The following is a 16,283-nucleotide window of genomic DNA, read 5'->3' as shown; positions in this document are numbered from 1 at the left end:
TGATTCCGAAATCCTCATGAAATCGCTCTACTTGGATGCGTAGATATCGACATATACCCGTAATGTATGCTGTATTTGTGAGAATAAGAAGAAATAACACATGGCGTTTACATCAAAACCATTGCGGATATAGCTGAATCATATATAATAGATGGGATTTGTAATGAAGCATGCATGAAAAGAAGTGTACAGGCTCAAGGTATACCTCAAGTTTAAAGGGGGCGAAATGAAGCATGTCAGAACAACAACCGATTATCCGGTTCGACCGGGTGACCCAGCAATACGATCAGGATGAAGCCGTATTGAAGGAAGTCAGCTTCGAGATTGAGCGGGGTAAATTTTATACGCTACTCGGCCCGTCAGGCTGCGGGAAAACAACGATATTGCGCCTGATCGCCGGCTTTGCGGAGCCGACACAGGGCAGTATTTATTTTAACGGTGCACTGATTAACCAAGTACCGGCTCACCAGCGGCAGGTGAATACCGTATTTCAAGATTACGCGTTATTTCCACATTTGAACGTATTTGAGAACGTAGCTTTTGGTTTGCGGATCAAAAAAATGAAAACCGCTGAAATTCGCGGCAAAGTGCTGGAAGCACTCAAGTTCGTCAATCTCTCCGGTTATGAGAACCGTGAAATTGGCGAGATGTCCGGCGGACAACGGCAGCGTGTTGCGATTGCGCGGGCGATTGTCAATGAACCTGAAATTTTGCTGTTGGACGAGCCGCTCTCGGCGCTCGATCTGAAGCTGCGGACCGAAATGCAGTATGAACTGCGCGAGCTGCAACAGCGATTGGGCATTACGTTTATTTTTGTCACGCATGATCAGGAAGAAGCCTTGGCGATGTCAGATGAGATCTTTGTCCTGAACGGTGGCGTCATTCAACAAAGCGGAACGCCGAATGATATCTATGATGAGCCGATTAACCGTTTTGTGGCTGACTTTATTGGTGAATCGAACATTGTATCCGGCAAAATGAAGCAGGACTTTGTGGTGGAATTCGCTGGCGCAGAGTACGAGTGTGTCGATCAGGGTTTGCAGCGGGACGAGCCTGTGGAGATTGTGATTCGTCCAGAGGATATGGAAATTACAACCGAGGAACAGGGCAAGATGCAGGTCAACGTTGACTCTCAGCTGTTTCGTGGGGTGCATTACGAGATATCGACCTACGATGATGCGGGTAATGAGTGGCTGGTGCATTCCACGAAGAAAGCCGTCGTAGGCGCTCGTATTGGACTGTATTTTGACCCGGAAGCCATCCACGTCATGCGCTTTAACGAGACGGAAGAAGAGTTCGATAAACGTCTGGAAGCCTACCAAGAGGCCGTTCATGCAGACTAAGGCGAGTACACGCAATGCGTATCTGATTCCATATGTATTATGGATGGTGTTGTTTGTAGTTGCTCCGGTTCTGCTGGTGGTGTATTACTCGTTCTTCGATGTGGAGGGCAATTTCACGCTGGGTAACTACGCTCGGTTCTTTACACCTGTGTACATGCAGATGACCCTGAGCTCGTTCTGGTATGCATTTCTGATCACGGTGTTCTCGCTGTTGGTATCGTATCCGACGGCGTATTTACTGACTCGTACGAAGCACAAGCAGCTGTGGCTGTTGCTTATTATTTTGCCAAGCTGGATTAATCTGTTGTTAAAAGCGTACGCCTTTATCGGCCTGTTCGGCACGTATGGCTTGACCAATTCCCTGCTTGAAGTGGTGGGCATTGGCACGCAACAGATTTTATTCACCGATTTTAGCTTTATCTTTGTCTCAGTGTATATCTTCATTCCGTTTATGATCCTGCCGATCTTCAACGCGCTGGAAGAGATGAATCCGTCGCTGATCTATGCGGCCCGGGATCTTGGGGCATCGTCATGGCTGACGTTCCGTCGGGTTATCTTCCCGCTGACGCTCAGCGGTGTGAAATCTGGCTGTCAGGCCGTATTTATTCCGGCGCTATCCTTGTTCATGATTACCCGCCTTATTGCGGGGAACCGGGTAATAACGCTGGGAACAGCGATTGAGCAGCATTTTCTCGTCACCCAGGACTGGGGGATGGGTTCGACCATTGCAGTCTTTTTGATTATTGCGATGGCGATCATTATGTTCCTGACTGGATCAGGCAAGAAGGAGGTGCGTAATGGGAAGAAACGGAAAGCTGTCTAACGTCTATCTGGCCGTTGTATTCGCCATACTGTACGCACCGATCGCGTATCTGATCTTCTATTCCTTCAACAGTGGCGGGCATATGCGCGGCTTCGAAGGGTTTACATTAGAATGGTACAGAGAAGTATTTGCCGATACCCGGCTGCTAATCATTGTACTGAATACGTTTATTATTGCGCTCCTGTCCTCTGCGATCTCGACGATGCTCGGTGTGGCAGGGGCACTGGCGATCTACCATGTGCGGCGCAAACGGACCAAGAATACGTTGCTGTCACTCAATAACGTGCTGATCGTTAGTCCGGATGTCATCATCGGTGCATCCTTTCTGATTCTGTTCACCATGATTGGCATCAAGCTTGGATTCACTTCGGTACTGTTGTCTCATATCGCATTCAGCGTGCCGATTGTCGTAATTATGGTACTGCCAAAGCTTCAGGAGATGAGTCCGACCTTGATGGATGCGGCGCGCGATCTGGGTGCTGGATCATGGCAGATCTTGACCCGTGTCGTGCTTCCATACGTTAAACCGGGTATTTTTGCCGGGTTCTTCATGGCATTGACGTACTCGCTTGATGACTTCGCAGTAACATTCTTTGTCACGGGTAACGGATACTCCACACTCTCTGTGGAGATTTATTCAAGAGCAAGACAGGGCGTGTCATTGTCCATCAATGCGCTGTCCACACTGCTGTTCCTGCTGACGGTGCTACTGGTGGTTGGGTATTACTTCATTAACCGCCGTGCCGCGCGTACGCCTGCCGGAAGGGGGCTGCGTCCATGAAGCAACTGGTTCGGACATTTGCAATTGTATTTGTGGCTGCCTTTGCCTTGATGATTCTCGCTTCGTATCTGAACAAGAGTCAGGGGTATTCCGGCGGCAATACACTGACGATTTACAACTGGGGCGATTATATCGATCCCGATTTGCTGAAGGAATTTGAGCAAGAGACCGGCATCAAGGTGATCTATCAAACGTTTGACTCGAACGAAGCGATGTTAACCAAGATTGAGCAGGGCGGAACGACGTTTGATGTGGCGATTCCTTCCGAGTATGCGATTAGCAAAATGAAAGAGGAAAACCTGCTCATTCCGCTGGATCACAGTAAGCTGCCCAATCTGAGCAACATCGACTCCCGGTTCATGGACCTATCCTTTGATGAGGACAACAAGTACTCCATCCCTTACTTCTGGGGAACGGTGGGTATTGTGTACAATCCTGAACTGGTCGATGGGTTAACATTTGAGAGCTGGAACGACCTGTGGGACCCACGTTTAAAAAATCAAATCTTGCTGCTCGACGGTGCCCGTGAAGTCATCGGTATGGGGCTGAACAGCCTCGGATATTCGTTGAACGATACGAACGAAGATCATCTGCAGGAAGCTTTGAAGAAACTGTCCACCCTCACGCCTAATGTGAGAGCGATTGTCGGAGACGAGATCAAAATGCTGCTGGCAAACGAGGAAGCCGCAGTCGGACTCGTATGGTCCGGTGATGCGTCAGAAATTATGGATGAGAACGACAAGCTGGATTACGTGGTTCCTGAGGAAGGCTCGAACCTTTGGTTCGATAACATGGTTATTCCGAAGACGGCGAGTAATATTGAAGGCGCTCATCAGTTTATCAACTTCATGCTGGACCCGGATCATGCAGCTCGTAATGCTGAATATGTCGGGTACTCTACACCAAATGCCGAGGCATTGAAGCTGCTGCCAGAGGATATTTCGGAGGATGAGCGATTCTATCCAGATGAGACACTGACGGGTAAGCTGGAAGTGTACAATAATCTGGGCAAAAAAATGCTCTCGCATTATAACGATTTGTTCCTCGAATTTAAAATGCATAGCAAATAAGAAGGCGATTCGTAGCTGAATATGCTGTTATATTGCTAAGCTAACAAAAAAAGCAGTAACCATCTCCCAGTACAAATCGGGCGAGGGTTGCTGCTTTTTTTTTTTGATTTTTCCTTGCTGATGTTGTGTTGAATGAACCTTTGCTACTACATAAAGGATTCTTGTCCTTTATGTTCTCGTGTATATAGGTGTTCAATTTATATAACAAGAACCTTACTAAAATGTTGTGCTTATTAATTATTTTCTTTGCAAGGATACGAGAAGCGGTGGGTTTTTGATACGTGCAAACATGACTATGACTGTGATGAGTGCAATCAAGCTAGCCGTTATGATAATGGGAACAGGGCCAATATCGGTAAGGAAGTCGAAAAGTACCTTAACCTTCAACCTTACTTTGTAGCTTTTGCCTGGTTCCAAAGGGTTAGAGGCAAGATAAGCAAGAATAAAAGCAACAGCCGCTGTTATAAACAGTGTAAGTAAAGGTTTGAAGGCGGATTTCAGCGGAGAAACCTGTTTTTCTTCGTATGTATGGCTTTCGTTTAGGTAAGAATGCAATTTTTCGAGAAATTGCTGCTTGATCTCTGGTTCGTCGATGAAAAAATAGAAGTTGTACTTTTTGAGTGAATTATTATCCAAATCCATGTCTACCATCGAATCTTTTTTGTTGGCTTTTACACGATGAATCGAGCTTAAGTGAACAACATCTTTGGAGTTGACGTTGTCAGTCCACTCCCAGTTCCCTTGCTTACCTTCTGTAACAAATCTTAGTGCATCTTCTTTGGGAATTTTCACATACAGATACTCGGGAGTAAGAATTAATGTCCTGTTTTTGTCCATGTCGAAGCTCTCAATAGTCCATTCCTCTGTCATTTAATTAAATCCTCCTTAGCTAATATCTATATATTTATCGGAGTTTATCAATTAAAGTTAAATGTTTACAAAATAAAAAAAGAAATCTAATAAAGGATTAATTTATTTTATGGTTTTGCCGATGAAATAGGGATGCTTATACAAAATTTTGGAGGATAAGGAAATGAAAAGTTGGCGCAGCATAACAATTGTTCTGAGTATCATTATGGTATTAAGTGGTTGTACCAAACATGAGATTGGCAAGCCGAATGCGGACAAGGTAAGTCCTAACGAGGGAATTAGTACATCGGGGGATGTACAGACAGAACAATCTGTATCTGAAGATCATAAAGACAAGCTTAGTGAAGCTGAGGCAGAAGAACTTAAAATGAACAAATATAACGCCTATATCATGCTTAATAATATTATAACTGGGCGGCTGAACGATGTAATGGAGCATTATTTAAAAACATTTAGTAGCAAGCCTAATATTAAATTCAACAAAAAACATAACTATTGGGTAAGGTCATTCGTGGACAGGGATGAGACATACATTAAGAAAGCCTTTGAACTTGCCCGTCAAGAACCGGCATTTGACCCGTTGGATACAGCCGCTCTTAATTTGGAACCATCCATGAATAAGCTGATTGGGTACGTCAAGGAAGCGCATGACTATTATGATTTGAAAATGTATGTGGATGACCAGTTCGAAAAAGGCAAGCAACTACATAATCAGATTCTCTCATCCTATGATGAGTATGAGAAAGCAAAGGAGGTTTTCATTCTGGCATTGAGTAAGATGTCAGAACAGCATCTAAAGGAAACGATGGAACAATTGCAGGAGAACGATCAGCTACTCCGATATAGCGCGTTGCAATTTATAAGCGATGCTAATGCGTTAAAGGCAGAGATGGAGGAGCAGGGCATCAACGCAAGCAATGTGCTAGATATCGATATGAAGAAATTCAAGAAGATGTACGATTCTCTAAAAAGTACCATGGAGTCCTTGATCCAGTATTCCTCTGACGATACGAGGGTGCAGTCAGAAGGTTTTTCACCGAATCAGTTGAACATGTTCATAGATAATGCCAAAGCAGTGAAAGTGGCTGCATCTGAAATCATCGAGCGGATCAACGATAAGAATAAAGTTCCCGATTATAAGTTAAGAGCGGAATTTGCGCTTAAACATGAAAAAGGAACGCCTGAAAAGTATAACGCTGCGGTCATTGCGGCAATTAATATATACAATCAGGGCATCCAGTGAGAGGCTAACTTTCAAGCTCAAAGTATACGCAATATAACGATTTGTTCCTCGAATTTAAAATGCATAGCCATGCGGAGTATTTCTATATGCCGAATATATATCAGCACACACGCCTGCCAGTATAGAGGCATGCATACATGACTCTTAGCCAAACATCCCCTGATCCTTTAATGGACCAGGGGATGTTTGGCTTTTTCTTTACCCTACCTCAGAGCAAATAGCTCAAGTGTTTTGTTCTATTTAGTTTACACAATAACGGAGAGGGCAGAACAAACTGGAGAAGCGAAGCGCTCGCCTTTATCGCCGGATTTTACCCTCCATTAAGGGGGATCAAAAAAATCCGACGATAACAGCGATCGAAAGTTGTTCTGCCATCGGAGTGGTCAGTGTAAACGATATAAGATGATTTACATGCGCTTTTTGCGACCCACAATGATCCACGCCCCGCCCATAATCAGCACAATGGCCACGAATGGCTGGACAAAAGACAGACTATTCAGCATCGTGCCAATCGACATGACGGAGAAGAATAACAGTGAGATAACCGTCAGAATGTTGATCGGAATCAACAACCATTTGTTACGGCCACCGAACCAATACAATTCAAACAAACCTACCGCTACCGCAAGAATGAAGCCAGGCCACATCGTGCTCCAGTTACCGAAGAGCATGGCGATCTGGCTGACAATACCTGCCGTAAGCAAGATGCCCCCGGGAACCAGCAATCCGATCCCTCGTCCAATCATGGAGAAGTACAGCCAGTGGAAGAATAGCCCCAGTGGAATCACAAATAGGGTGGGCCAGAACGTGGCAAAGATTGTACCAGGACCGAGTGAACCTCCCTGGTTCAAAATCAGGTACACGCCGAGCAAAATAAGCACAGGCGCAAGGATGGTGCGTTTAGCCATAATATCTCTCCTTTTCAATACAAGATCAATTCCCGAACGGTCATGGAGTATGTTTTCTCGTTATTCACAGCATACCATGAACCGCAAATGGGTATCCTCGGTCTTTGGAGTTAAACTGAACCTAGACTAAAGTCTAGGTTAAAACATGCAATCGAGATTAGTCCAATCAAAGGCTCCACTGAGGCGTTCCGTCTGAAATGGCTGGATAAATTGATAAAGATGGGCATGAAGCAAGGTGGCAGAAGTAAACCCCATGCCGGTCACTCAGCGAATGCTAACCAACAAGTTTAGCTCAACTTTAGCAGCCATGGAGTTATATTAGCTATGTCGCGTTGTTTGCTATGTGAAGAAGCCCACTCCGCGAAGAGTGGGCCCTTTTCTATTATTAAAACAGGAAAATCCGTTATTTCAATACATCAGAATGCTTCTTGCCCCAGCTGTTCACGCCATCATCTTCGATAATCGAAATGGCCGCATCAGCAATGTCCGGATCTGTCATTAACTTCTCTTGGATACGGAACTTGATATCATCGGCATCGGCAAGACTCAATCCTTTGGTCAGTTCAATCAGACCTTCTACGTGATAATAACGACCTTCCTGAATAATGCGCATCATCTGGATATCTGCAACATGAGAGTCTGCCAGAATGGTCTGGGATACTTTATCCTCAACATCCTGTGGAGCCGCTACACCAATCAGTCCGATCATATTGTCATAACCGACACGGAAAGCGACAGCAATCATCAGGCATCCAATAATGGTCGTCACGATTCCATCGAGCAATGCAAAATTGGTCAGTGCAATGACGACGACAGAGATCAGTGCGAGTGTCGCACCGAGTACCGCTACAATATCTTCGTAAAATACAAGGCGTGTTGACGGTGCGGCGCGTCCTACATTTTTGATCGCAGCAGGGAACAGGGCGAGGCCCGACGCTTTGGGCGCACGTGCTTCGTGTATAATTTCTTTCATCGCTTTAATCAAAATGGCTCCATCGATCACAATGTTAAGCACCAGCACGCCGATGTTAATCCAGATACCGCCGGAATGAGCAGCCGGATGCAGTAACAAGTGAATCCCTTCATGGATCGTTTCATACGCCATAATGGTAACAACGATAACGGCAATCATACAGAAAATGTTGATGACTCGCCCGAATCCGGTCGGAAAGCGGCGTGTAGGTTTTTTCTCGGACAACACACTTCCGACAAAGACAAACCCTTGGTTGATGGCATCGGCCAAAGAGTGCATCGCCGAGGCGAACATGGCGCCACTGCCACTGAATAGAAAGGCTCCTCCTTTACACAGTGCAAGTACGGCATTTCCTGCCATAGCTACGGCCGAGGATGTGTTTCCCTTTTTGACGAGAGACATTAAGCTCTCAGACTTTGGTTGTTCAGCCACTTCGAATGTTCCTCCCAGAAAGATGTGATAGGTGTAGAAAGAGTATTCCTTAATTACAGCTTGGTCATTTCCACTAAATGTTATTATAGCTTGCTTTACAACTCCCAGCATTATGCAAAAAAGGTCATATCACTAAAAACACCCGTGCGAGTTCGCACGAGTGTCTGGTTATTTTTATATAAGGTGTTATATCAATGGATCAATCAAATTTCCAGCAAGACAGGCTCAGGTTGCCATACTGATAGGCTTTGAACAGAAGGGATGCCTGTTTGTTCTGATCTCCCGCACCCATGGCGAGCAGCAATGGTACAAAATGCTCTGGAGTTGGCACGGCTGCTTGGGCTGATGGTGCCAGTTTGTCATAGGCGAAGAGGGACGCTGTATCCCAGCCCACCAGTTTGTCATGCAGCCAGTTGTCAAATGCCATGGCCCAAGGATCAACGCCTGCGCTTTCCCAGTTTAACTGACGCAGGTTGTGTACCGTTCCTCCACTGCCAATCACTAGAACGTCCTGCTCACGCAATGTAGCCAGCGCTTGTCCTACCTGATATTGCTGTTCATTGGACAGATATCGATTCACGGATAATGCAATGACCGGAATGTCCGCATTCGGATAAAGCAGGCGTAGGACGACCCAAGCACCGTGATCCAGACCACGAATGGAGTCATTTTCTACCGGAATACCAACATTCGCGAACAGGCGCTGAATTTCCGCTGTTGTCTCTTCATGTCCTTGAGCAGGATATTTGATCTGATATAGCTCGGGCTGGAAGCCGCCGAAATCATAGATGGTCTCATAATTGGCTACTGAAGAAACCAATTGAGTTGTAGATTCCCAGTGAGCAGAGAACAATACGATCGCTTTGGGTTTCGGCAGTTCCTGTCCAAGTTTTTGCAGAAATTCAGTGTATGCATTTTCCTCCAGTGCAAGTGATGGCGCACCGTGAGCGATAAACAGAGATGGCATCATTATGAATTCAGTCCTTTCGGGTCTTCGGCAGTTAGCTTGGCATCCGTCCGAAGCCATAGTTGAAATTGTTGATATAAGTCTGGGGTGACTTGGTGTCCACCGTGATATGGAACGTACGTAACGTTATTGGTCTGTTCCCGGAAAAAGCTGGCGTTATCTTCGCCAAGTTGCAGCGGGAAGAGATGATCCTGATCGCCATGCGAAATAAATACAGATAACTCCGAGTTGGGCTGTATCTTGTATTCGTCTTTCACAAATTGTGGAATGTAACCACTCATGGCTACAATTCCCTTGATTGCATCTCTCATGATCAGCGAGAGCGTCATCGCCATAATGGCTCCCTGACTGAATCCGGCGATGTAACGCCGTGCGGGATCAATGGCATATTGGGCGGACAGGTCAACCATTAGCTGTTGCAGTCCCTGAACAGAGGCGTCGAACAACTCACGGACGGGATTGCCAATGCTTTTAATTTGAAAATAGGCGTAGCCACTACCCTGAACAATGGGCCCACGTACGGCGACGATAATAAAATCGGACTGAAGAGGCTCCATTAAACGAAGCATATCCTGCTCATCCGAACCCATACCATGCAGGGCAAAGATAACGGGGTATTGTTGTTCTGTATTGTAATTGGAAGGAAGCCGAACCTCGTAAGTCAATGAATAATTCAATGCAACCACCACCTGTTAAGAAATGAGTAATCAAAATAAAGTTCACTAATATGAAATTAATATTCTTATTGATGAACAAAATTTATCATGATTCCATTGTAGGGTCAATATTTTTTTTGTATTATGAAAATATGTTCCGTATAAAAAATCTATAATGCTCTATAACGATGTAGCAGGCGGATCGCCAAAGTAATCCACATATTACTCCCAAGGACGTGATAATGATGCTCAACGGAATCGTACCTATTCTGAGGATATTTGATGAAGACAAGGCGAAAGAGTTCTACCTGGAATATCTGGGTTTTCGATTGGATTGGGAACATCGGTTTGAGCCAGATTTGCCTCTATATATGCAGGTATCTTTGGACTCCATTCAATTGCATCTATCCGGACATCATGGCGATTGTACGCCTGGAGGGGCATTGCGAATAGAAACGGATGCGCTCGATGCATTATGTGAGGCGCTCAATCGGAAAAAGTACAAGCATTCCAGACCTGGCATTACCGACACACCGTGGAATTTAAGGGAAATGACAGTGATTGATCCGTTTGGCAACCGGATTGTTTTTTATGAACCTAACGCAGAATAAGATTGAGTATTGATTATTCAGATCGGATATACAGATCAAAGGGGGAGGATTGCAGCATGGATATTGGTCTAGCCATTCGTACGATCCGCAAACAAAAACAGATCACCATCATGCAAATGTGCGAGGGTACGGGGCTGTCCAAGGGGTTTATCAGCAACGTGGAAAATAATAAAACATCACCGTCCATCGCGACGCTTGAAAGTATCGCAGATTATCTGGAAGTGCCACTGCCATACTTGCTGCTGTCACCGGAGCAGCGGATGAACGTGGTGCGCAAGGATGAGCGCAAGGAGACGACTGCCGGAAGTGGGCAGATCAAAGTACAGCATCTAACGGCAAAGGGTGCCATGCGCATGTCCATTGTAGAGCTGCCAGCAGGTGCATCGACTGGGGTTAATAAGCACGCCGGAGAAGAGAGTCATCTGGTTCTGCAAGGCCGAATTCGCGCAGAGCAGTGTGAGGATGTAGAGATTCTGGAAGCGGGGGATTCATTCAGCTGGAATGCCATCGTTCCCCACGAAGTAACCAATATTGGGGAGGAGCCCGCGGTAGTACTGATCGCCGTGTCCAAGGAGTTGGATTTGGACCATTTGTGGAACGCATAAGCTGAGGATCGTGGAATGGAGAATGAGAGAAGTAACGCTGCATTAATCATAAGGGTAGAGAATCAGCATGATGAATCATATTCGGACACGTTGGCGGCTGCTGAATATGTAAAAGGCCGCCCAGAGGTTTCTCGGGCGGCTGGATGGCGACGGAGTGCATCATTAGAAATGGTTGCTTCCGTCATTCATTGTTCTTTATAAATAGTCTGACTGATCCTGCTTACTGTGGATTAGTTGTCCAGATGCCTGCGGCTTTAACAAATACACGGTCCGACAGTTTGAGCGTCGCCAAAGCCAGTTCAGCTACGTCTTCCGCTTGCATCATGCGGTCTTCATCTCCAATTTTGAGTCCGGCATTAGTTGCCAGCTCCGTGTTCACTGTACTTGGTGTTAACGCAGTAACTCGGATATTGGATTTGCGCACTTCCTGCATTAGGGATTCGGTCATGCCGAGCAGTGCGAATTTGGAAGCACAGTAAGCTGAGCCTGTAGCAAATCCACGCTCGCCTGCGGTGGAGGCGATGTTGATAATGCTGCCGCTGCTTTCCTTAATCATGCTTGGCAGTACAGCACGAGTTACATAGTATGTACCCATGACATTAACATGCAGGATACGTTCCCACTCTTCCGGGTCCATGTCCAGCAGTGTGCCGAAGCTTGCAATGCCTGCATTGTTGATCAGAATGTCGACTGCGCCAAGCTCCATCTCAATCGCAGCTACGGCTGCTTCAGCCTGAGTACGATCGGAAATATCCGCAATAGCACTGGTTACTTTTACACCATATTCCTGGCTCAGCGATTGCTGGAGAGCCTCCAGATCGGAGGCCGTCCGAGCGATAAGTCCAAGATGTACACCTTCCTTGGCAAGTGCTTCAGCAATGGCACGGCCAATACCTTTACCGGCGCCAGTGATGACAGCCGTTTTATTTTTAAGTTCCATGTGGGTAACTCCTCCTTAGAATTGGACTAGCATTTAATTATACTATATTACCCACAGTTCGAATATTTGCTTCATCATGATTTATTATGATTGTTTGATCTTGATGCTGCCTGAAGTGGTGCGAGCTTTGATGACCTCACGGCTTACCATGGGGGAATCAGGTATATTTACATCACCGGATGTGGCCTGTGCATCGTAAATGCCGTCAAAATCGGGCGCTGCCTGTATGGAAATATCTCCTGATTGTCCCGATACATCAATTGGACCTGAAACTTCTTGCTCAATTTTCACACTACCGGAAGTGAACTTAACATTTGCTGCACCGTTCAATTGCGTAATTTTGGTATCTCCTGACTGTACACTTCGGGTCACATCGCCATCAATGCCATTCAGCGTGAAACTTCCGGAAGTTTGTTTGACTTCCATATCTCCCGCAATTGCCGCAGCTTTAATGTCTCCTGAAGTTAGATCGAGTTGAATGGTTGGTACGGTAATATCCTGAAGGTGAATGCTTCCAGACGTAGTGTTAAGGTCCAAGGTATTGGCATGCAGACCCTTCAGATCCAGATCACTGGAAGAAGAGACGATGTTAACTTCATCCAGCTGATGTCCTTCAGGTAACGCAACCGTAATTGTTTGCTGCTGATTATTCCAATAAAGTGTGAAAAATTGCAAACGCAAACGCTCTTCCTGGTTTAACGTAAAGGTTCCATCTGTTATCGAAGCCTGTTTAAAACCTTCAATGGTGGCCGGGTCCCACTTTCCGTCGACTTCAATGTAGCCATTGGAATCCGGACTGACAACGAATTCAATATCTGCGCTTAAGTTGGCATTCATCATGATATTGTGCAGCTCATCATTTTTAAATTCCCAACGTTTGGAGTAGGGCTCTCTCTTGTCTCCGAACTGAACTCCGTATATGGAGGTTCCGAGCAAACCGATGCCGATACATAGTATGGCTAAAGCAATCCATTTTTTGGTGCTCATGATTAGACATCCCCTTTCATCGTCTTTTGATTCCATCTTATATACTGAAGAGTGATTGACTTAAAGGCTTTAAACACCAATTTTGTTGCAATGGCGAATAGGATGCCTATACCGAATACTCCAATCGAAACGAACAATTCAGAATACTCGAAATGGCCGAGATATAAGAAATCCACAGCAGCAGCAACCGGGGCTAATACCAGCAGCGACAAACTGGCAATGGTGAGCCATACCGACCACAGAGTCAGTCCTAGCGGAATCGCGAGTATGATGTTCAAGAAAAAAAGTCCGATTGCCGTGAAGAAGTTGCGTGCAGCCCGATTTCCCTTCTTTTGCTGTGAACGCATTTCTTCGAATGTTGGCGCATAAAACGGATCAGATCCTGGCGTATATGCATCATACCGGTCACCTAAAGCTTCTTTGGCAATCTCGATCGGATGCCCCAGTTCCCGTGCAATTTCTTCTTCCATTCTTCCTTCTCTTAATCCCATCTCAAAATGCTGTTCATAATCAGCGAGCAATTCGGCCCGTTCCAGCGGGTCCATCGGTCTTAGATGAATCTCCATTGCCTGCATGAATTGTTGTCTATTCATTTGGGGTACCTTCCTCTATAAGATTTGCGACATTGCGCACAAAACTATTCCATTCATTCGTTAGAGTCTTCATATAGTCACGGCCGGTATCAGACAGTTTATAGTACTTACGTGGTGGGCCTTCACTGGATTCCTGCAGGTAAGTCGTACAATAGCCGTCATTGACCAATCTCCGCAAAAGGGGATACAGCGCACCTTCCGCCACTTCAATATGCTGGGATACAGCCTGAGCCAGTTCGTAGCCGTAACGATCCTGGCGGTTGATCAGCACGAGGACGCATAGTTCCAGCACCCCTTTTTTGAATTGAATATTAACATTCACTTGGGTTCCTCCTTGTTGCTCTATCCAATCACTAGTGTGTATTGTTCAGTAGTCGTGAATTCATCATAGCATCCGGTAGTGTTTAATGCAAGGTAGTGATTTTAAAATAGTTCCGTATCACGATGTCCCGCTAAGTTGGACTAACTTCGTTTTCTCGCTAATTAATCTATAGATCAGCATACGCAAAACCCGAATCGGTTACTTCCGTCTGAAGACGGATTCCGATCCGGGTCTATGGGATGAAGGTATACAACGATGGGGGTATCAGCTTAGTTTATTCTTGTGCTTCCAGCACCTTAAGGTCTTTAACAGCAGGGCCTTCAATGACTTTGCCTGCGTAATCGAAGCGTGAGCCGTGGCATGGGCAATCCCAGGAACGTTCCCCAGCATTCCATTCCACTTCACAACCCAAATGGGTGCAGGTAGTATCCACCAGAAAGAGTTTGCCCGTCGGGTCCTTGTAGGCGCCAGCACGTTTACCATCATGGCGAACAACAGCGCCTTCATCGTTGCCGAGTTCTCCCGTGTTCTTGTGAATAATGCCGACTTTACCGGAGATCAGTTCCGCGGCTACATTGACATTCTCTACAAGGAAGTTTTTCACACCAGGGTCTACCTTGAATCTTGCAGGATCGAATACAGCAGCGTAAGCGTTGTCGCGTCCGGTAATCCGGTCCGTAAGGATATGCCCAGCCATCGTTCCTGTGGTCATGCCCCATTTGGCAAAGCCGGTAGCCACATAGACACGTTCATGTCGTCCAGTAATTGGCCCAATGTAAGGGACCTTATCGATGGAGATCAGATCCTGGGCTGACCAGCGGAAAGGGATGTTGCGAATGCCAAATGTTTCTGCTGCATAGCGCTCCAAATTTTCATAATGACCGACAGTACAGATGCCCTGTCCGGTTTTGTGATTTTCCCCTCCAAAGATGATGTGTTCCTTCCCTTTATGAATGACAGTACGCAGGGATCGATAGGGTTCATCGTCTGAGATATACATGCCACCGGTGAAAGGTTTCTGAGGTTCAACAACAACAGCATAGGAACGTTCAGCGTGCAGCCGTGAAAAATAAAATCCGGGGTCATAGACCGGGAAATGGGAGGCAACAACGACATGTTCGGCCGTTACGGATGGACCATTCTCATATGTCCGCACATGTAGCGAGGCATCCTCCTCTACATCGGTTACCGTTGTATGTTCGTAGATGCGTACACCTTTCTTGACTGCGGATTCCAGTAAGTAATGTAAATAACTAAGCGGGTCAAAGCGAGCCTGTCCCGGCATCTTAATCCCTGCCCTGGACGGAACAGGGATGGGGAGGGGATCAACCCATTGACCAGGAATATTCAGCTTGCCATAGGCTGTCAGCTCAATCTCCAGCTTTTTGAGATTTTCCTCGGATTGAATGTAGACATAGGCATCTTCCTCAGCCCACTGGCAATCAATCTGTTTCTCTTTTACCAGATCGCGCATCCACTTGGCAGCTGTTGCATTGCCTTCATAATACATGTGGGCCTGTTCTTCTCCAAAATGATGAAGCAATTCATCAAATATCACGCCATGCTGTGCCGATACCTTGGCCGTTGTATGGCCTGTTGTGCCATCCAGTACTTTTCCGGCTTCAAGCACAACCACACGCATGCCCTTCTGGGCCAGCAAATAGGCTGTTGTAATGCCTGCAATTCCTGCACCAATAATGGCTACATCAGCGGTTGTATCTTCTGTCAGTTTCGGATATTCATTGAATGGGTTTGTTGCTCTCCACAGCGATTCCGGAATGGAAGGCAAACCCGTGGGGTGCTGTTGATGGTCACTCACTCGATTTTCCTCCTTCAATATTCTTTTTCATTAAGGACTATGCCTAGCTCAATAAGTACGTCATATCTTTACTCCTATCCATGATTACCATCCTGTACCAGAATAAAACGATTGTCCGCATACTTTCCTGAGGAAAGTTCACATTTTCCTGTGAAGCACCCCTGTTTTTTTTGCTAAACATGCTATATGATAGATTTACCGAAACCGTTTTAGTAAATAAAAAGAAGAGTTAACGATGGCTTGTAAAGTGCTTGTTCTAAAAGGTTAAATCTTCGAATTGTGAGGTTGGATACATCAAGAATACATCGTATTAATTTACCAATTATGAATCCGCTATCAT

17 protein-coding genes are annotated in these 16,283 nt (G+C 45.9%); 7 read left to right on the top strand and 10 right to left on the bottom strand.

The features are described 5' to 3' along the window. Positions 1–233 precede the first annotated feature (233 nt). The 4 genes from G3352_RS17125 to G3352_RS17110 are packed head-to-tail and all read left to right on the top strand — an operon-like array spanning position 234 to position 4,017. Positions 234–1,343, top strand: coding sequence for an ABC transporter ATP-binding protein (locus G3352_RS17125; RefSeq protein WP_079695543.1), 1,110 nt, complete (start codon positions 234–236; stop codon positions 1,341–1,343). Next, positions 1,333–2,166 carry an ABC transporter permease gene (locus G3352_RS17120; RefSeq protein WP_024632841.1) on the top strand — a complete coding sequence of 278 codons (834 nt, stop codon included), beginning with the start codon at positions 1,333–1,335 and terminating at the stop codon, positions 2,164–2,166. Before G3352_RS17125 ends, G3352_RS17120 begins: the two co-directional genes overlap by 11 nt. Then, positions 2,141–2,947 carry an ABC transporter permease gene (locus G3352_RS17115; RefSeq protein ID WP_064641797.1) on the top strand — a complete coding sequence of 269 codons (807 nt, stop codon included), beginning with the start codon at positions 2,141–2,143 and terminating at the stop codon, positions 2,945–2,947. The genes G3352_RS17120 and G3352_RS17115 overlap by 26 nt, the downstream gene beginning before the upstream one ends. Continuing rightward, the gene (locus G3352_RS17110) at positions 2,944–4,017 is read left to right on the top strand and encodes an ABC transporter substrate-binding protein (protein ID WP_076287478.1); all 1,074 of its coding nucleotides are present in this window, start codon (positions 2,944–2,946) and stop codon (positions 4,015–4,017) included. The genes G3352_RS17115 and G3352_RS17110 overlap by 4 nt, the downstream gene beginning before the upstream one ends. A gap of 237 nt (positions 4,018–4,254) precedes the next feature. On the opposite strand, the gene G3352_RS17105 is transcribed toward G3352_RS17110, so the two are convergent. Next, positions 4,255–4,887 carry a hypothetical protein gene (locus G3352_RS17105; protein ID WP_163758245.1) on the bottom strand — a complete coding sequence of 211 codons (633 nt, stop codon included), beginning with the start codon at positions 4,885–4,887 and terminating at the stop codon, positions 4,255–4,257. Positions 4,888–5,050: 163 nt separating this feature from the next. On the opposite strand from G3352_RS17105, the gene G3352_RS17100 reads away from it, so the two are divergent. Continuing rightward, positions 5,051–6,130, top strand: a complete 1,080-nt coding sequence (locus tag G3352_RS17100; RefSeq protein ID WP_163758244.1) for a YiiG family protein — start codon at positions 5,051–5,053, stop codon at positions 6,128–6,130. Positions 6,131–6,537: 407 nt separating this feature from the next. Here the strand turns inward: G3352_RS17100 and G3352_RS17095 are convergent, their stop codons facing one another. From G3352_RS17095 to G3352_RS17080, 4 genes are all read right to left on the bottom strand, one after another. Then, positions 6,538–7,038, bottom strand: coding sequence for an NfeD family protein (locus tag G3352_RS17095; RefSeq protein WP_076287481.1), 501 nt, complete (start codon positions 7,036–7,038; stop codon positions 6,538–6,540). Positions 7,039–7,441: 403 nt separating this feature from the next. Next, positions 7,442–8,443, bottom strand: a complete 1,002-nt coding sequence (locus G3352_RS17090) for a cation diffusion facilitator family transporter (protein WP_163758241.1) — start codon at positions 8,441–8,443, stop codon at positions 7,442–7,444. 199 nt (positions 8,444–8,642) lie between these two features. Continuing rightward, positions 8,643–9,413 carry a DODA-type extradiol aromatic ring-opening family dioxygenase gene (locus G3352_RS17085; RefSeq protein ID WP_163758239.1) on the bottom strand — a complete coding sequence of 257 codons (771 nt, stop codon included), beginning with the start codon at positions 9,411–9,413 and terminating at the stop codon, positions 8,643–8,645. Continuing rightward, a complete protein-coding gene (locus tag G3352_RS17080) occupies positions 9,413–10,087 on the bottom strand; it encodes an alpha/beta hydrolase (protein ID WP_163758237.1) in 675 nt (224 codons plus the stop codon). The genes G3352_RS17085 and G3352_RS17080 overlap by 1 nt, the downstream gene beginning before the upstream one ends. A gap of 221 nt (positions 10,088–10,308) precedes the next feature. Between G3352_RS17080 and G3352_RS17075 the strand changes: the two genes are divergently transcribed. Both G3352_RS17075 and G3352_RS17070 read left to right on the top strand, forming a co-directional pair. Beyond that, the gene (locus G3352_RS17075) at positions 10,309–10,677 is read left to right on the top strand and encodes a glyoxalase superfamily protein (protein ID WP_163758235.1); all 369 of its coding nucleotides are present in this window, start codon (positions 10,309–10,311) and stop codon (positions 10,675–10,677) included. A 56-nt stretch (positions 10,678–10,733) separates the two neighbouring features. After that, positions 10,734–11,282: a helix-turn-helix domain-containing protein gene (locus G3352_RS17070; protein WP_064641803.1), complete on the top strand. Its 549-nt coding sequence runs from the start codon at positions 10,734–10,736 to the stop codon at positions 11,280–11,282. 220 nt (positions 11,283–11,502) lie between these two features. On the opposite strand, the gene G3352_RS17065 is transcribed toward G3352_RS17070, so the two are convergent. The 5 genes from G3352_RS17065 to G3352_RS17045 form a co-directional block, all read right to left on the bottom strand. Next, entirely contained in the window at positions 11,503–12,222 is a 720-nt protein-coding gene (locus G3352_RS17065; protein WP_064641804.1) for a 3-ketoacyl-ACP reductase, read from the bottom strand. An 84-nt stretch (positions 12,223–12,306) separates the two neighbouring features. Further along, positions 12,307–13,209: a DUF4097 family beta strand repeat-containing protein gene (locus G3352_RS17060; protein WP_163758233.1), complete on the bottom strand. Its 903-nt coding sequence runs from the start codon at positions 13,207–13,209 to the stop codon at positions 12,307–12,309. Positions 13,210–13,211: 2 nt separating this feature from the next. Then, the gene (locus G3352_RS17055) at positions 13,212–13,802 is read right to left on the bottom strand and encodes an HAAS signaling domain-containing protein (RefSeq protein WP_163758232.1); all 591 of its coding nucleotides are present in this window, start codon (positions 13,800–13,802) and stop codon (positions 13,212–13,214) included. Continuing rightward, positions 13,795–14,124: a PadR family transcriptional regulator gene (locus G3352_RS17050; protein ID WP_076287486.1), complete on the bottom strand. Its 330-nt coding sequence runs from the start codon at positions 14,122–14,124 to the stop codon at positions 13,795–13,797. The genes G3352_RS17055 and G3352_RS17050 overlap by 8 nt, the downstream gene beginning before the upstream one ends. A 274-nt stretch (positions 14,125–14,398) precedes the next feature. Further along, a complete protein-coding gene (locus G3352_RS17045; RefSeq protein ID WP_163758230.1) occupies positions 14,399–15,943 on the bottom strand; it encodes an FAD-dependent oxidoreductase in 1,545 nt (514 codons plus the stop codon). Positions 15,944–16,283: the final 340 nt, after the last annotated feature.

The sequence above is a fragment of the Paenibacillus sp. ALJ109b genome (assembly GCF_010747435.1).
GTDB classification, from domain to species: domain Bacteria; phylum Bacillota; class Bacilli; order Paenibacillales; family Paenibacillaceae; genus Paenibacillus; species Paenibacillus taichungensis.
The sequence above is the reverse complement of the archived record's forward strand: the minus strand, read 5'-3'. Positions and strand labels throughout refer to the sequence as shown.